The sequence below is a fragment of the Arthrobacter sp. 05T420 genome (assembly GCF_056396305.1).
In genome coordinates, this window is the sequence record NZ_JBFTLG010000002.1 from 54,181 (window position 1) to 69,100 (window position 14,920).

The following is a 14,920-nucleotide window of genomic DNA, read 5'->3' on the forward strand; positions in this document are numbered from 1 at the left end:
AGCCTACGCGCCGCGGCCGTCCGTCCGGGCCCGGATGCCGGTTCCCGGACGCGCCGCCCCCGGCATGCCGGGCCACACCCAGGGCTCGCGCGGCAGCGCGGCGGGGTCGAAGACTGCCAGTGCGTCTTCCAGGCGGCCGGGCGGGAGGCCGACAGACGCCAGCAGCTCGTCCCGGACCTGGTCCGCGGTCACGCCGGCCAGCGCCAGGTCGGCGAGCGTGACGGCGCCGTCCCGCTTGGCCAGACGGGCGCCGTCCGCATTCAGTACCAGCGGCACATGCGCATATTCCGGAACAGGCATATTCAGGAGGGAGGCCAAATGCGCCTGCCGCGGCGTGGACGGCAGCAGGTCATCGCCACGGACCACCTGGTCGATGCCCTGGGCGGCATCGTCCACCACCACGGCCAGGTTGTAGGCGGTCACGCCGTCGTTGCGCCGGAGCACGAAGTCGTCCACCACCCCGGTGTAGTTGCCGTGAAGCACGTCCCGCACCGTCACCTCCGCCACGGCGGAACGCAGCCGGACGGCAGGTGGCCGGGCTGCCCGTTTGGCCTCGCGCTCGGCGCCGGTGAGGTTTCGGCACGTCCCCGGGTAGGCGCCCAGCGGAGCATGCGGCGCGGAAGGGGCCTCCTGGATTTCCCGGCGGGTACAAAAGCACGCGTAGGTCAGGCCGGCCGCCGTCAGCCGCGCTATCGCCTCGGCGTACAGGTGCTCACGGTCCGTCTGGCGCACCACGCCGCCGTCCCAGCTCACCCCGATCGCCGCAAGGTCGCGGAGCTGCTCAGCCTCGGCGCCGGCCCGGGCACGGTCCAGGTCCTCCACCCGCATCAGGAACAGCCGCCCCGTGGACCGGGCGAAGAGCCACGCCAGGATGGCCGTCCGGAGGTTGCCCACGTGCAGTTCGCCGGAAGGACTGGGGGCGAAGCGGCCAGCTGAGGTCATGGGACAAGCCTATGCGGAGCAGCAGTCAGCCCCACAAACCACAACTCGGGGTCACTTAGCGCCCATCATGCCGTCCCCGATGGGCTCGATCTGACCCCGCGTTGCTTTGGCGGGAGCAGCACAAGAGCCCCTCAGCTACCGATGACTTCGGGAAATCCGACGTCGGTGGCTCAGGGGCTCTTGCCGCGTGGTGGTGCGTTGTGCGGAATGACGATGCGTGAACAAGAGTCAATCAGCGGCGGGTTCCTTGCGGGAGCCTCATCCGGGGCCCGGGTGGTGTGCCGGGGTGTCCGTAGCCTTCGGGATGGTGGCGGTGGCCGCATTCCCTTTGTTGTCACCATTTGAGCAGAAGCCCTACACTTGGTGCAACGGGCCGGAGCCGGAGTGGTCAATCTGATCAACGACAGCTGGGACAGTGAACAGGAAGTGGTCATTTTGCAGGAGCTCGACGCGACCGACCGGCGGATCCTCGCCGCGCTGGACGAAGATCCGCGCGTGCCGGTCATGGTGCTGGCGCAGAAGCTGGGCCTGGCCCGCGGAACGGTTCAGTCCCGCCTGGAGCGGATGTCGGCGTCGGGCGCCCTCCGCCCGAACAGCAGCCGGGTTCTGCCGTCCGCCCTTGGCCGGGGCGTGGCGGCCGCGGTGAGCGCGGAACTGGACCAGAGCCACCTCAACGAGGCGATCGCTGCCCTGCGCAACATCCCGGAAGTACTCGAATGCCACGCCCCGGCCGGTGACACCGATCTCCTGATCCGGGTGGTGGCCAAGAGCCCGGACGATCTCTACCGCGTATCCGAGGAAATCCGGCTCTGCCCCGGCATCGTCCGGACCTCAACGAGCATGTTCCTGCGCGAGGTCATTCCGTACCGGACCACGGGACTGCTCGGCGCCTGAACTCTTCGTCAAGAATCGGCTCCGCCGAGACCGGCCTCCCCGGCTTCCGGTCCGGGGTTAGACCGGCGGCCCGGCGTTGGCCTTCAGGTTCTTCATGACCAGCGTTGACGTCAGGCGTTCGACGCCGGGCAGCGAGGTCAGTTCGCTGTCATAGAAGCGCTGGTAGGACGGAAGGTCCTCCGCGATGACCTTGAGCAGATAGTCCGGCGAGCCGAAGAGCCGCTGGGCCTCCACGATGTTGGGATTGTCGGCCACCCGGTTCTCGAAGATCTCCATCGTGGAACGATCCACCTGCCGCAGGGTCACGAAGACGATCGCCTCGAAACCGAGCCCCACAGCGGCCGGATCAATGTCCGCCCGGTAACCGCGGATGATCCCGGCCGCCTCCAGGTCCCGCAACCGGCGATGGCACGGAGCCACCGTCAGCCCCACCTTGGCGGCCAGGGCTGTGGCAGTCATTCGGCCGTCCGTTTGGAGGTAGCGCAAAATACTTCTGTCAATGTTGTCGATCACGCAATTATCTTACCCAGAAGTGGCGATTCTTCAGTAAATAAGCGAACACTTCCGGGCCGAAATTGCCTAGAGTTTTCCTTGTACCCGCTACGGGGTGCCGCACCCCCTGGAGCCCGCCATGAACCCCCAGCTTTTCCTCGCCTTCCTGGTTGTCGCCGTCGCGCTGGCGTGCACACCCGGCGTCGACTGGGCCTATTCGATCGCGGCCGGGCTGAGGCAGCGCAGCTTCGCGCCCGCCGTCGCCGGGCTCTGTGGCGGCTACGCCCTCCACACGGCGCTGTTGGTGCTGGGCCTGGCGGCACTGCTTGCCGGGATGCCCGGCGTGCTCGGCTGGCTGACGGCCGCGGGCGCCCTCTACCTGCTCTGGCTGGGCTTCAGCACCCTGCGGTCCTGGCGCGGGGCCAGCTTCGGCACCGGCACGGCTGCTCCCGGTGCGGCCGCGCCCGCAAGCCAGTTCCGGATCTTCCTTCAGGGCATGGGCATCAGCGGGATCAATCCCAAGGGCCTGCTGTTCTTCGTGGCTTTGGTGCCGCAGTTCGTCAGCCCTGACGCGGCGCTGCCGGTCCCGGTCCAGTCGGGACTGCTGGGGCTGACTTTCATCCTCCTCGTGGGCGTCATCTACAGCTGCGTGGCACTCCTGGCGCGGAAACTGCTGCAGGCCAGGCCGGGCGCAGCACGCCAGGTGACGCTGGCCAGCGGGATCATCATGCTGGTCCTGGGCGCCCTGCTGCTCGCCGAACAGATCGCGCCCGCCGTCAGCGCAGCTCTGAACCGCGGCTGAGGGCGGGAACCCCGGCTACTTGCGCTGCATGTACCACTCGGTGAAGGACGACGCGCGGCCGTCCGCGGTCAACTGGATGACCCACAGGTTGTCATAGCTTCGGCTGTTGCCCCGGTAGGTCGTCAGGCCCTGAACAAAGGCCCGGCCGCCGTCGACCCCCAGCAGCTTCCACTCAAAGGTCCAGTCATCGGGCTCATCGCGCCCGGCAATCCAGTGCTCGACGATGTCGTCCCGTCCCTGCCACGGTTCGGCTTCCTGCGGGCTGGTGGCATAGATGGCGTCCTCGGTAAACAGCGCCCGGATGTCCTCGGGATCGTTCGTTGTCCACGCCGTGATGTAGTGCTGCATCCAGCGCTCCACCGCATCTCTCATGCCTCGGTTGTACTCCCCGCCATAGGGGCCCGCAAGAGTAGTCGATACGTGTATTTGGCCGCGATCGGACGTGGAAGACTGTCAGTGGTCGTCGGCACGCCCGTATTCGCGGTCCCAGAGTTCGTGCATTTCCGCGTCCTTCCGGATGGCCTTCACGGCCTCCAGCTGTGCCGGTTTGTGGCGCTGCCATTCCCGGGCTCCGAGGGTCTTGCGACCCGCGTCCAGAAGGAGCAGGGCTGTGTCCGTGAGCGCATCGCTGCGGAGGGTGAAGTCTGTCTTCCTGCGCCGCTGGACTTCCTGCAGGGCTGAACGCGAAGCGGTGTAGGCGCCGAGCCTGCGCAGGGACCGGGCACGGACCAGCAACAGCGCGGCGGCCAGATCGTCCGCGTTCAGCAGCCCCTCTGTGTCCGCCACTACATCGGCGTCGCGGCCCAGCTCGGCCTCAAGCGAACAGCGGGCCAGGGCCAGAGGCAGCGACGGCGGCAGGCCGGCAAGCGCCGCGAGCGCCGCCTCCGTCTGGCCGGTCTCGCGCAGGGAATGGGACAGGGCCAGGAACACGGCCTCCTCGCTGAAGAGCACCGGAACCTCGATCCGCTCCGCCACCTCCACCCTCGTGACGACGCCGGCCAGGTACACGGCGGCGTAGCGGTTGGCGTCCTGGTCGTTCCGCAGGCTCAGGCCGTGCTGCAGGAGCTCGGACGCGCGCAGATGACCGCCGTGGGAGTAGGCCAGCAGCCCGGCCATGAGGTAGCAGACTCCGGCCCAGCCGGGGTAGGCGCGGGCCAGGGTGATCAGGCGGTCCGGATCGGTGCTGCCGAAGACGGCGGAGTGCACGGCTTTCCTCCTCTTGGCGGACGTCCGGCCTCCCGCCCTGCCCAGGCGGGGCACGCCGCCCTCGGCCGCCAGCGTCCCGGGGGCCCGGCCTGCCATGAGGCCCGTCACCACGGAGCCCACGTTGCCGGCCAGGCCGCGGACCGGTGTCCGGACCACAGGCTTGCGGAAGGGCGTCAGGTCGCGGGTGTCCGTGTACGGCCTGCGCGGCTCGTCGGGAATTGGGTCGACGGGAATTTGGGCGTCGGGGATCCGGCCGACGGGAATTGGGTCGACGGGAATCCGACCCACGGGAATGTGGCCATCGGGAATGCGGGGGGCGGATTCGCCAGGTCCGGCGCTCATGCCCCCATGGTAGTAGCCACCGGCAGGCCGCTGCTAGGCTGCTGCGGCCACCCAGAGGCCGATCACCCAGGTGCTCGCGGCGAGGCAGGCGAGGCCGAATTCCACGATCATGCCAAAGCCCGTGGCCTTCAGGGCGGCCCAGCTCGAGGCCACCGCCGTGCCGAACACGCGGGTGCGCTGCAGCTCGCTGAGCAGGAGCCCGGCGGCGAAGCCCACGAAGAGCCCCACCACGGGGATGATGAACATGCCGGCAACGCCCAGCACCAGGCCCACCACCACGGAACGGCCCGGGATGCTGTGCGCTTTGAGCTTCCGGCCGGTCAGGACGGCGCTGGCGGCCATGCCGGCCAGGACGAACACGAGCCCGATCCCAAAGACCACCCAGCCGGTCGTTCCGGCGCCGCCCCACAGCGCCCAGGCCAGCAGGCTCACCCCGATCAGGATGCTGCCGGGCAGGACGGGAATGATGGTACCGGCCACGCCCACCAGGATGGCGAGGCCGCAGAGCACAGTCACCAGAGTCTCGGGGTTCATGGGCCCAGTCTAGGTGGCGGCCAGTCTGGGTGGCGGACAATCCAGCCGGAGGTCGGACCCCACTAGGCCCACCAACGGCGGCGCTCCCCCGAAGGCAGCGCCGCCGTCACTGTGTGGGCCGCAGTGTGTCGCGGATCTACTCGGCTTCCACCGCCGCGGCGACAGCAGCGGAGACGGCCGGGGCCACGCGCGGATCAAGCGGGCTGGGCACGATGTAGTCCGCGGAAAGATCGTCCTCGGCCAGTTCTGCGATGGCACGGGCCGCGGCGAGCTTCATGGCGGGCGTGATCCGGCGGGCGCCGGCGTCGAGGGCGCCGCGGAAGATGCCGGGGAAGGCCAGGACGTTGTTGATCTGGTTCGGGAAGTCGCTGCGTCCGGTGGCGACCACAGCCGCGTACTTGCTGGCGACCTCCGGCAGCACTTCCGGGTCCGGGTTGGACAGGGCGAACACGATCGAGCTGTGGTTCATCAGCTTCAAGTGCTCCTCGTCCAGCTTGGCCGAGGAAACACCGACGAACACGTCGGCGCCGAGCAGCGCCTCTCCCGGGCCGCCGGCCACGCCGCGCGGGTTGCTGCGGGCGGCGAGCTGGGCCTTCTTGCTTGCCGGATCGGCGGCGATGTCCGCGCGGTCCGTGCTGATGGTGCCGCGGGAGTCCAGGAGGACGACGTCGCCGATTCCCGCCGTCAGCAGGATTTCGGCGACGGCAATCCCGGCCGCCCCAGCCCCGGAGACCACCACGCGCAGGCTGTCGAGCGTCCGGCCGGTCACCTTGGCGGCATTGGTCAGGGCGGCGAGGACCACGACGGCGGTGCCGTGCTGGTCATCGTGCATGACCGGGCAGTCCAGTGCCTCGATCAGTTTCTCCTCGAGGTCGAAGCAGCGGGGCGCGGCGATGTCCTCCAGGTTGACGGCGCCGAAACTGGGGCGGAGCCGGACAAGCGTCTCGACGATTTCGTCGACGTCGGTGGTGTTGAGGACCAACGGGATGGAGTCGAGCTCGCCGAAAGCCTTGAAGAGCGCGGACTTGCCCTCCATCACGGGCAGCGAGGCGCTGGCGCCGATGTTGCCCAAGCCCAGCACAGCCGTGCCGTCACTGACCACCACGACGAGGCGCTGGGCCCACGTGAGCGTCTTGGCGAGCTCCGGGTTGGCGTGGATGGCGCGGCTGACCTGGGCGACGCCGGGCGTGTAGGCGATGGAGAGGTCGCGCTTGCTGGCGAGCGGGACGGTGCTGGAAATCGAAAGCTTGCCGCCCTCGTGGGATGCGAAGATTTCCTCGTCGCTGAGCACGGCTACTGCCTCAGCCGGGGAGGTGGAATCGGCGGGAATGATCGTTTCAGTGGACACGTCGTTGTCTCCTGGGACTCACCGTGGGCGCACGGCTCATGGAAGCTCAAGCAAGGCTGCTTGAGTTGGTCTGGCGGGGGCGGGCGGCGACCAGAGGTGGCGGTCGCCGGTGGAGCCCCCGGTTTCGCTGGCATCAGCCGTCATCCGGTCCAGCAATCGTAAACAAGACGGCCAGCCGGTTAAGCCGCGGTAGAGCGGTGATGCGCCACGGTGAAACGTTTCCCCACGATGTTAAGTGACCCGGATCACGCGCGGGAGGGTCATTACCGGGTCTCTGGTCTAGACCGGTTACGCGGCCTGCGGGTCTCGCTGTAGGAGGGAGCAGGCCTTCTTCAGGTCCTCCTCCGCTTCGAAGAGGGACAGCCGGCGGCAGCGGACGGCCTGGACCAGCCCCGTAACCGTCAGCAGCAGGACCCGGGCAACTGCGGCGTCGCCGCACGCTGCCGTCACGGCTTTCTCGGCCGTCGCATCGATTTCGCGGAGCAGCCGCGTGGTGTCGGTGTCCTTGACATAGACCGCGCGGTTGAGGGCCTGCTCCACGGCGGGCTGCATCAGGCGCATATGGAAGATCTCCATCACGACGCCCGCGAGGGCCTGGGCCACCATTTTTCCTGCCTCGGGCGAGCTCCCCGCGAGCAGTTCGCCCAGTTGCTTGCGGTACAGCGCCAGGACCAACTGGGTGGAGGACGGGAAATAGCGGTAAAGCGTCCCCAGCGGCACATCCGCCTTGGCCGCCACCTCGGAAAGGACCACGGAGTCCAGGCCCTTGCGGGCGAACCCCGCGGCAACGTCAAGGATCCGCACGTAGCGGAGCCGCTGCCGGGGCAGAGTGGGGGGAGGAGCCATCGGTGGAAGATCTGAGTGAAAATCAGGCATCAGCAGCGTTCCGGGGGTCGTTTTTCTCGGCAGCCGGGCGCCATTCGCCCACCGCGCTGCCGCGGCAATTGCCGTCCACTATACGCCACGAAACTCGGCGCCCGGCCAGTCAACCGGGACACCGGGAAGCCCCCGAACGGAACTCGCGCGGTCAGTCCACGCCCTTGATCTTCACCACGAACACGGCGCCAAGAAGCCCGATCACGGCGGCCGCCACATACAGCGAAACGTATCCTCCCCAGAGGGTCACGAACGGAAAGGCAATGAGCGGGGCGAGCACCTGCGGCAGTGAGTTGGCGACGTTGATGACGCCCAGATCCTTGCCCCGGTTCAGGGCCGTGGGCAGCACCTGGGTGATGAGGGCGAAGTCCACCGCCAGATAGCAGCCGAAGCCGATGCCCAGCACCGACGCGCCGATCAGCGCGCCGGGCCAGGTGGGGGCGAACGCAAGAATGAGGGAGGCCGCGGCGATCACCGCGGAAGAGATGATGACCAGCGGCTTCCGGCGGCCCATCCGGTCGCTCAGCCGGCCGCCGATCACGCTGGTGATGATCACCATGACCGCATACAGCCCTGTGAGGATCAAAACACCAAACTCGGGCTCGATACCTTGGGTTTCGCGAACCCGGACGGCGTCGTGGAGGAAGAACAGCAGGTAGAGGGTGACCATGTGGTTGCCGATGTTCACCAGAAGCCGCGTCAGCCAGGCCCAGGCGAAATCCGGGTGGCGGGCCGGGGAAATCCAAAAACCCCGCACAAAGCCGGCCAGGCTGAACGGCTGACGGGCCCGCGCGGGCAGCGGAACGTCGTCGTTCTTGAAGTAATAGAGCACGACGCCGGCCAGCAGCGCCGCCGCGCACACCAGGTATCCGGCGGCGAAGTTTCCCGTGACGGCGGCGGCGATCACCGCGCCGAGGAGGATCCCGACCGTCTGGCCCATGGCTGCCAGCCCGCCCACCGTGCCGCGCTGCGGGACCGGGACGCGGTCCGGGATGGCGGCGGTGATGGCGGCGTAGGCGCCGTTGCAGCCGGCCTGCACGAGGCACCAGAGCAGTGTCATGACGGCGACGTTCGGCGCCCCGGCCAGCGAGATCAGGGCAGCGGCGCCAAGGACCGCCCCGAACAGCACCCACGGCACGCGGCGGCCCCGCCGGGACGTTGTGCGGTCGCTGAAGGCGCCAAAGAGGGGGTTGGCGACCAGGGACACGGCCGCGCCTGCCCCGGTCACGAGGGCGAGGATGGCCTCCTTGTCCACTTCGCTGAACGCCGCCGCCTGTTGTCCGAGCAGCACCTGGATCGGGCCGAAGAACGCCGCATTGATGCCGAGGTTAACCAGGACCACGCCCGCGGTCCAGACCGGACGGACTCGCCGCTCCGGTTCGGCGAGCGCCGCCGACGTCGGAGCTGAACTCGGTAGGTCGGACAAGCTCATGTGGTTCCCCCCGGAACTGGCGACGCAGGCTGATGATCTGTGTGGGGCCAGACTATCGTGGGGATCGAGATCCGCCGTCTACTTTTCAGCACGTCTACTCTTCAGCACGGGAGAACCAGTGGCCGCATCCAGCGTCAACACCGCCGACCTTTACGATGAGCGCGGCGAGGAACTCAGCTCCCTGGCCGTGCAGTTCCAGTCCCTCGGCGGACAGTCGCACTTCAGCGGGCCGGTCCGGACCATCCGGTGCTTCGAGGACAACGCGCTGGTCAAGACCGTGTTGGCCACCCCCGGCAATGGCTCGGTGCTGGTGGTCGACGGCGCCGGCTCCCTCCGCACGGCACTGATGGGGGACATGATTGCCGCGAGCGCGGTCGCGAACGGCTGGGCCGGCGTCGTGATCAACGGCGCCATCAGGGACCGGCTCGCGATCGCGGGGCTGCCGCTGGGGGTCAAGGCGCTGGGCAGCAACCCGCGCAAGAGCGCCAAGGAAGGCGCCGGTGCCATCGACGTGCCGCTGGAGATCGACGGCGTGGCCATCCGCCCCGGTGCGATGATCTGGTGCGATCCGGACGGAATCTTGGTCGAACGCTGACGACTTTATTCGCCCCGAGGTAGTGGCGGGAACATTTGAGCCAGTAACATAGTTACTGAAAGCAACTATCCGCTTGGTCCCCACACTTCCCCTTGGAGCAGTCATGTCCAAAACCACCTCCGTGCGCGCCGCAGGAGAGGTCCTGACCCACCGTCAGACCATCACCGTCATGGTGGGACTCATGCTCGGCATGTTCCTGTCCTCCCTGGACCAGACGATCGTGTCCACCTCGATCTACACGATCGCCAATGACCTCGACGGCCTTTCCCTGCAGGCCTGGGCCACCACCGCCTACCTCATCACCTCCACGGTGACCACCCCCCTCTACGGCAAGCTCAGCGACATCTTCGGACGCCGCCCGCTGTACCTCATCGCCATCGTGATCTTCCTCGTCGGCTCGCTCTACGCAGGCTCGGTCCACTCCATGGCCGAGCTCGCCATTGCCCGCGGGATCCAGGGCATGGGCGCCGGCGGCCTGCTGGCCCTCGCCCTGACGATCATCGGCGACATCGTGGCGCTCAAGGACCGGGCCAAGTACCAGGGCTACTTCATGTCCGTCTTCGGCATCTCCTCCGTCCTGGGCCCGGTAGTCGGCGGCGCCCTCGCAGGCTCCGAGACCATCCTCGGAATCGACGGCTGGCGCTGGGTCTTCCTCATCAACCTGCCGATCGGCCTCGCCGCCCTCGCGGTGGTGTTCATGTACCTGCACCTCCCGGCCAAGCACGTGAAGCAGAAGATCGACTACTGGGGCGCGGCCGCCATCACCCTGGCGATCGTTCCGCTCCTCCTCGTCGCCGAACAGGGCCGCAGCTGGGGCTGGAGCTCCGCCAACTCCTTCCTCTGCTACGGCCTGGGCGTTGCAGGCATCATCGCGTTCCTGCTGGCCGAACGACATGCGAAAGACTACGCACTGATCCCGCTCCGGCTGTTCCAGAACATCACGTTCGGCCTGTCCTCGCTGCTGAACTTCATCATCGGCATCGGCATGTTCGGCGCCATCGCGATGCTCCCGATGTACCTGCAGCTGGTCAAGGGCCTGACCCCCACAGAGGCCGGCCTCATGATGATTACCTTCACCGTGGGCATCCTCACCGGCTCCATCACGGCCGGCCGGACCATCTCGGCCTCAGGCACGTACCGGATCTTCCCGATCCTCGGCACGGCGGTCCTGACCGTTGCCGCCGTCGTGATGGGCCTTTCCCTCGGTGCCGACACGCCGCTGTGGGTTCCGGGCGTCATCGCCGTGTTCTTCGGCCTGGGCCTGGGCTTCTGCATGCAGCCGCTGACGCTGGCCATGCAGGTCTCCGTTCCGTCGAAGGACATGGGCGTGGGCACCTCCTCCGCCGCGTTCTTCCGCTCCATGGGCGGCGCGGTGGGCACGGCCGTGTTCATCTCGATGCTCTTCAGCCTCGCGGCGGACAAGATCGCCACGGGCATGAAGGACGCGGCGCAGAGTGCGGCTTACCTCAAGGTGCTCAAGGATCCGGCCGTGGCTGCCGACCCCGCCAACGCCAAGCTCTACGAGTTCTTCAAGAACGGCGCCAGCAACGATTCACTGAACGACACCAGCTGGCTGCACACCGCCAACTCGACGCTGACCCGCCCCATCACCGAGGGCTTCGCCCAGTCGATCGACGCCGTCATGCTCACGGCCGCGGTGCTCACCGGCATCGCCTTCCTGATCACCTTCGCCCTGCCGAACAAGAAACTCACGGACCCGAAGGCTGCTGCCAAAGAGGCGGTAGCGGCTGCCGCCCACTAGGGCGTTCCTCCGGCTGGTTCCATTTCACGGCAGTTTCATGTCACGGCAGGCAGTCTTTGGACTGCCTGCCGTTGTCGTGTGCCGTTGTAACCGCGCTCCGGAGAGAGCCCCGACGCCGGAAGCCTGCCCTGCGTGATGCCTTCGGTTTTGGGTCCGGCCGGCACAGCCGACGGCACGCTCAAAGTGTATGTTTCGTCTCACTTTCCCGTGGTTGTGACAGGCGGCACGCCGGCTCGGATGTAAGACTGGGTAGCTGCGGCGAAGGCCGTGGAACGCGAACTGCCGAGGGAGCCGTATGACCATCACCCAGGACCAGACCGCCGCCAAGATGCCGAAACGGGTCATTTGGCTGGCCGTGGCGGGCGCCGTCGGCGGCTTCCTCTTCGGCTTTGACTCCTCCGTCGTCAACGGCGCCGTCGACGCGATCAAGGACGAGTTCGCCCTCAGCGAGGCCGTGACCGGCTTCGCCGTCGCCGTGGCCCTCCTCGGCTGCGCGGCGGGCGCCTACCTGGCCGGCAAGGTCGCCGACCGCTACGGCCGGATCCCGGCCATGAAGCTGGGCGCGCTGCTGTTCCTCGTCAGCGCCATCGGCACCGGGTTCGCGTTCGGTGTCTGGGACCTGATCTTCTGGCGCCTGGTGGGCGGCCTGGGCATCGGCCTGGCCTCGGTTATCGCTCCGGCCTACATTTCCGAGATCTCCCCCCGCCACGTCCGTGGCCGCCTGGCCTCGCTGCAGCAGCTGGCGATCACCACCGGCATCTTCGCCGCACTCCTCTCCGACGCCGTGTTCGCGACGTCGGCCGGCGGAGCGGACCAGCCCCTGTGGTTCGGCCTGGAAGCGTGGCGCTGGATGTTCATGGCCGCCGCCGTCCCCGCAGTGGTCTACGGCTGGATCGCCTACACCCTGCCCGAATCGCCGCGGTTCCTGGTCTTCCAGGGCAAGAACGAGGAAGCCCTCAAGGTCTTCAAGACGATCGCCCCGGACGACGACTCGGACCGGCACCTGCGCGACATCAAGAAGGCCATCGACGAGGACAAGCTGGCCGGCCAGAAGGGATCCCTGCGCGGCAAGGCCCTCGGCCTGCAGCCGGTGGTCTGGATCGGCATCATCCTGTCCGTGCTGCAGCAGTTCGTCGGCATCAACGTGATCTTCTACTACTCCACCACCCTGTGGAAGGCCGTGGGCTTCCAGGAAAAGGATTCGCTCACCATCTCCGTGGCCACCGCCATCACCAACATCCTGGTGACGCTCGTGGCGATCGCCCTCGTGGACCGGATCGGGCGCCGTCCCATCATGCTGGCCGGCTCAATCGGCATGGCCCTCTCGTTGGGCACCATGGCCCTGGCCTTCAGCTCGGCCACCGGGTCCGGGGACGCGATCTCGCTGCCCGGCGCGTGGGGTCCGGCCGCGCTGGTGGCCGCCAACGTCTTCGTCATCAGCTTCGGCGCCTCCTGGGGCCCGCTGGTGTGGGTGCTGCTGGGCGAGATCTTCCCGTCCCGCATCCGTGCCCGCGCCCTGGGCCTGGCCGCGGCCGCGCAGTGGATCGCCAACTTCGCCATCACCCTGAGCTTCCCCGTCATGGCCGCGGCCTCGCTGCCGATGACGTACGCCATGTACGCGCTGTTCGCGGCGGCGTCGTTCTTCTTCGTCATGTTCAAGGTGCCGGAGACCAACGGCATGTCCCTGGAACAGGCCGAAACCCTGTTCGTGCCCAAGGGTTCCGCGAAGGAGTCCGCCAAGGCCTGAGCCGGCACCGTGTGAGGTCGCCGCTTGCTAGACCACGTGCGGCTGGTGCGCGGTGAGGTAGCGGCGCCCGCCGAAGACCACGGCGATCGCGGCCACCATGGCCAGCGCGCCGGCGAAGAAGGGCACCTGCGGGCCGAAGTGCTCACCCAGCTGCGCGGCGGCAAAGGGTGCCAGGGCTCCGCCCATCCAGCGCACGAAGTTGTAGCCGGCGGAGGCCACCGGCCGCGGCGAATCCGAAACGCCCATGGCCAGCTCCGTGTAGATGGTGTTGTTGACGCCCAGGAGTGCCCCGGAGATGACCACGAGAACGACGACGGCGGGCACCGAGTGCCCGGCGGCCAGGCCCAGGCCCACAAGGTCGAGCATCAGCAGGACCAGGGTGCCGATGAGGACCCGGACTGCTCCGAAGCGGTTCTGCAGCACGGGGGCGGCAAACACCGAGAACACGGCCACCGCGACGCCCCAGCCGAAGAACACCCCGCCGATCCCGTAGGCGTCCATGCCGAGGATGAAGGGCGTGAAGGCCAGGACCGTGAAGAAGCCGTAGTTGTAGAACAGTCCGCTGGCCGCCGTCGTCCGCAGTCCCTTGTGCCCGAGGGCAAGCAGCGGATCGCGGAGCCGGACTTTCCGCTCGGGCAGCGGGGTCTTGGGCAACAGGGCGATGAGCGCGATGAAGGCGGAGGCCATCAGCACGGCCGTGCCGAAGAACGGGGCACGCCACTGCCAGCCCCCCAGGAGTGCACCCAGGAGCGGGCCGAGGGAAATCCCGAGGCCGAGGGCGGCCTCGTACAGGATGATCGCCGTGCCGGCCCCGCCGCTTGCGACGCCGACAATCACGGCCAGTGCCGTGGCCACGAACAGGGCGTTGCCCAGTCCCCAGCCGGCGCGGAAGCCGATGAGCTCAGACACGCTGCCCGAGGTGCCGGACAGCGAGGCGAAGACGACGATCACCGCCAGTCCGATCAGCAGCGTCCGCTTCCCGCCGATGCGGGAGGAGACGTAGCCGGTGATCAGCATGGCGACCGCGGTCACGAGGAAATAGCTCGTGAAGAGCAGCGACACCTGGCTCGGGGAGGCGTCCAGGTTCTTGGCGATCGCCGGCAGGATGGGGTCCACCAGCCCGATGCCCATGAAAGCGAACACCGCCGCGAGGGCCGTCGCCCACACCGCTTTGGGCTGTTTGAGTAGCGAGGCCTTCTCGGCCTCGAGGGTTACTTCGGCTGCCGGCAGGGTGTCGGCGGGGTGGCCGTGCATGGGGGAACTCCTAAATGATGGGAAATTCGGTTGGGTATCAGGCCTGGAGCGTCGCGTTGATCCGGCCAATGACCGGAAGGGCGGCGGCGAGGGCGGCGCGGTCATCGTCCGGGAGGGACGAGAGGATGCCGGCCATGACGGCGTTGCGGCGCTCGTTGGCGGAGGCGACGGCGGCGAGGCCGGCTTCCGTGAGGGTCACCCGGACGGCGCGGGAGTCGCTGGGGTCCGGTTCCCGGCGGGCGAGGCCGGCCCGCTCGAGCTTGATGATCTGCTCGGTGGCGCTGGGAACCTTGACGCCGAGGTTCCGGGCGATTTCTCCCACCCGCACTCCACTGGCGGGGGAAGCGATGCCTTCGGTTGCGGGTGCGGCGTCCATCAGCATCTTGAGCAGGCTGATCTGGGCGGCGCTGAGTTCGCCGTCGGCGTCGAGACGGCGCACGAGGTAGATGCTGTGGCGGAGGGCCTCGCGGAAATCCTGGGCGAGGGCGAGAAGGCCGGGGTCAGCCGGTTCACTGGCGTACATAGTTAGGTAGCCTAACAGTTAGGCTACCTAATGGTCAAGGAAGACGGGTTGCTATCGCTCTGGGTGGCCAAAACCGGCGAATAGCAACCGTAGGTGATAGCTCACCGGGCGGGGTGGGCTTAAAAAACGCCGACGCCGGAACTCGCGTGAGTTCCGGCGTCGGCCCAGCTA

General features: G+C 67.9%; 15 protein-coding genes. 5 read left to right on the plus strand and 10 right to left on the minus strand.

Features of this window, described 5'->3' with window-relative positions:
- Positions 1–3: 3 nt before the first annotated feature.
- Positions 4–942, minus strand: coding sequence for a tRNA glutamyl-Q(34) synthetase GluQRS (gene gluQRS, locus AC1DEM_RS02550; RefSeq protein ID WP_476882968.1), 939 nt, complete (start codon positions 940–942; stop codon positions 4–6).
- A gap of 435 nt (positions 943–1,377) precedes the next feature.
- Here gluQRS and AC1DEM_RS02555 point away from each other — a divergent pair, with 435 nt between their 5' ends.
- On the plus strand, positions 1,378–1,836 hold the full coding sequence (locus AC1DEM_RS02555; RefSeq protein WP_176803545.1) for an Lrp/AsnC family transcriptional regulator: 459 nt from the start codon (positions 1,378–1,380) through the stop codon (positions 1,834–1,836).
- 57 nt (positions 1,837–1,893) lie between these two features.
- Here the strand turns inward: AC1DEM_RS02555 and AC1DEM_RS02560 are convergent, their stop codons facing one another.
- A complete protein-coding gene (locus AC1DEM_RS02560) occupies positions 1,894–2,349 on the minus strand; it encodes an Lrp/AsnC family transcriptional regulator (protein ID WP_476882969.1) in 456 nt (151 codons plus the stop codon).
- A gap of 118 nt (positions 2,350–2,467) precedes the next feature.
- On the opposite strand from AC1DEM_RS02560, the gene AC1DEM_RS02565 reads away from it, so the two are divergent.
- Complete coding sequence (locus tag AC1DEM_RS02565) at positions 2,468–3,130, plus strand: LysE family translocator (RefSeq protein WP_476882970.1); 663 nt, start codon at positions 2,468–2,470, stop codon at positions 3,128–3,130.
- Positions 3,131–3,145: 15 nt separating this feature from the next.
- On the opposite strand, the gene AC1DEM_RS02570 is transcribed toward AC1DEM_RS02565, so the two are convergent.
- The 6 genes from AC1DEM_RS02570 to AC1DEM_RS02595 all read right to left on the minus strand — a co-directional run bounded on the left by AC1DEM_RS02570 (position 3,146) and on the right by AC1DEM_RS02595 (position 8,868).
- Complete coding sequence (locus AC1DEM_RS02570) at positions 3,146–3,502, minus strand: nuclear transport factor 2 family protein (RefSeq protein ID WP_476882971.1); 357 nt, start codon at positions 3,500–3,502, stop codon at positions 3,146–3,148.
- An 81-nt stretch (positions 3,503–3,583) separates the two neighbouring features.
- Positions 3,584–4,678, minus strand: coding sequence for a hypothetical protein (locus tag AC1DEM_RS02575; RefSeq protein WP_476882972.1), 1,095 nt, complete (start codon positions 4,676–4,678; stop codon positions 3,584–3,586).
- A 33-nt stretch (positions 4,679–4,711) separates the two neighbouring features.
- The gene (locus AC1DEM_RS02580; protein WP_476882973.1) at positions 4,712–5,212 is read right to left on the minus strand and encodes a DUF456 domain-containing protein; all 501 of its coding nucleotides are present in this window, start codon (positions 5,210–5,212) and stop codon (positions 4,712–4,714) included.
- A gap of 136 nt (positions 5,213–5,348) precedes the next feature.
- Positions 5,349–6,542 (minus strand): NAD(P)-dependent malic enzyme, encoded by a 1,194-nt coding sequence (locus AC1DEM_RS02585; RefSeq protein ID WP_476883233.1) that lies wholly within the window; start codon positions 6,540–6,542, stop codon positions 5,349–5,351.
- A 306-nt stretch (positions 6,543–6,848) separates the two neighbouring features.
- Positions 6,849–7,406 (minus strand): helix-turn-helix domain-containing protein, encoded by a 558-nt coding sequence (locus AC1DEM_RS02590; protein ID WP_476882974.1) that lies wholly within the window; start codon positions 7,404–7,406, stop codon positions 6,849–6,851.
- A 181-nt stretch (positions 7,407–7,587) separates the two neighbouring features.
- Positions 7,588–8,868 carry an MFS transporter gene (locus AC1DEM_RS02595; protein WP_476882975.1) on the minus strand — a complete coding sequence of 427 codons (1,281 nt, stop codon included), beginning with the start codon at positions 8,866–8,868 and terminating at the stop codon, positions 7,588–7,590.
- Positions 8,869–8,986: 118 nt separating this feature from the next.
- Between AC1DEM_RS02595 and rraA the strand changes: the two genes are divergently transcribed.
- From rraA to AC1DEM_RS02610, 3 genes are all read left to right on the plus strand, one after another.
- On the plus strand, positions 8,987–9,463 hold the full coding sequence (rraA, locus tag AC1DEM_RS02600; RefSeq protein WP_476882976.1) for a ribonuclease E activity regulator RraA: 477 nt from the start codon (positions 8,987–8,989) through the stop codon (positions 9,461–9,463).
- 103 nt (positions 9,464–9,566) lie between these two features.
- Complete coding sequence (locus AC1DEM_RS02605) at positions 9,567–11,225, plus strand: MDR family MFS transporter (protein ID WP_476882977.1); 1,659 nt, start codon at positions 9,567–9,569, stop codon at positions 11,223–11,225.
- 295 nt (positions 11,226–11,520) lie between these two features.
- Complete coding sequence (locus tag AC1DEM_RS02610; RefSeq protein WP_476882978.1) at positions 11,521–12,972, plus strand: sugar porter family MFS transporter; 1,452 nt, start codon at positions 11,521–11,523, stop codon at positions 12,970–12,972.
- Between the two features lie 27 nt (positions 12,973–12,999).
- Here the strand turns inward: AC1DEM_RS02610 and AC1DEM_RS02615 are convergent, their stop codons facing one another.
- Together AC1DEM_RS02615 and AC1DEM_RS02620 are read right to left on the minus strand one after the other, a co-directional pair.
- A complete protein-coding gene (locus tag AC1DEM_RS02615) occupies positions 13,000–14,226 on the minus strand; it encodes an MFS transporter (RefSeq protein ID WP_476882979.1) in 1,227 nt (408 codons plus the stop codon).
- Positions 14,227–14,263: 37 nt separating this feature from the next.
- Positions 14,264–14,749 carry a MarR family winged helix-turn-helix transcriptional regulator gene (locus AC1DEM_RS02620; protein WP_476882980.1) on the minus strand — a complete coding sequence of 162 codons (486 nt, stop codon included), beginning with the start codon at positions 14,747–14,749 and terminating at the stop codon, positions 14,264–14,266.
- Between the last annotated feature and the right edge of the window lie 171 nt (positions 14,750–14,920).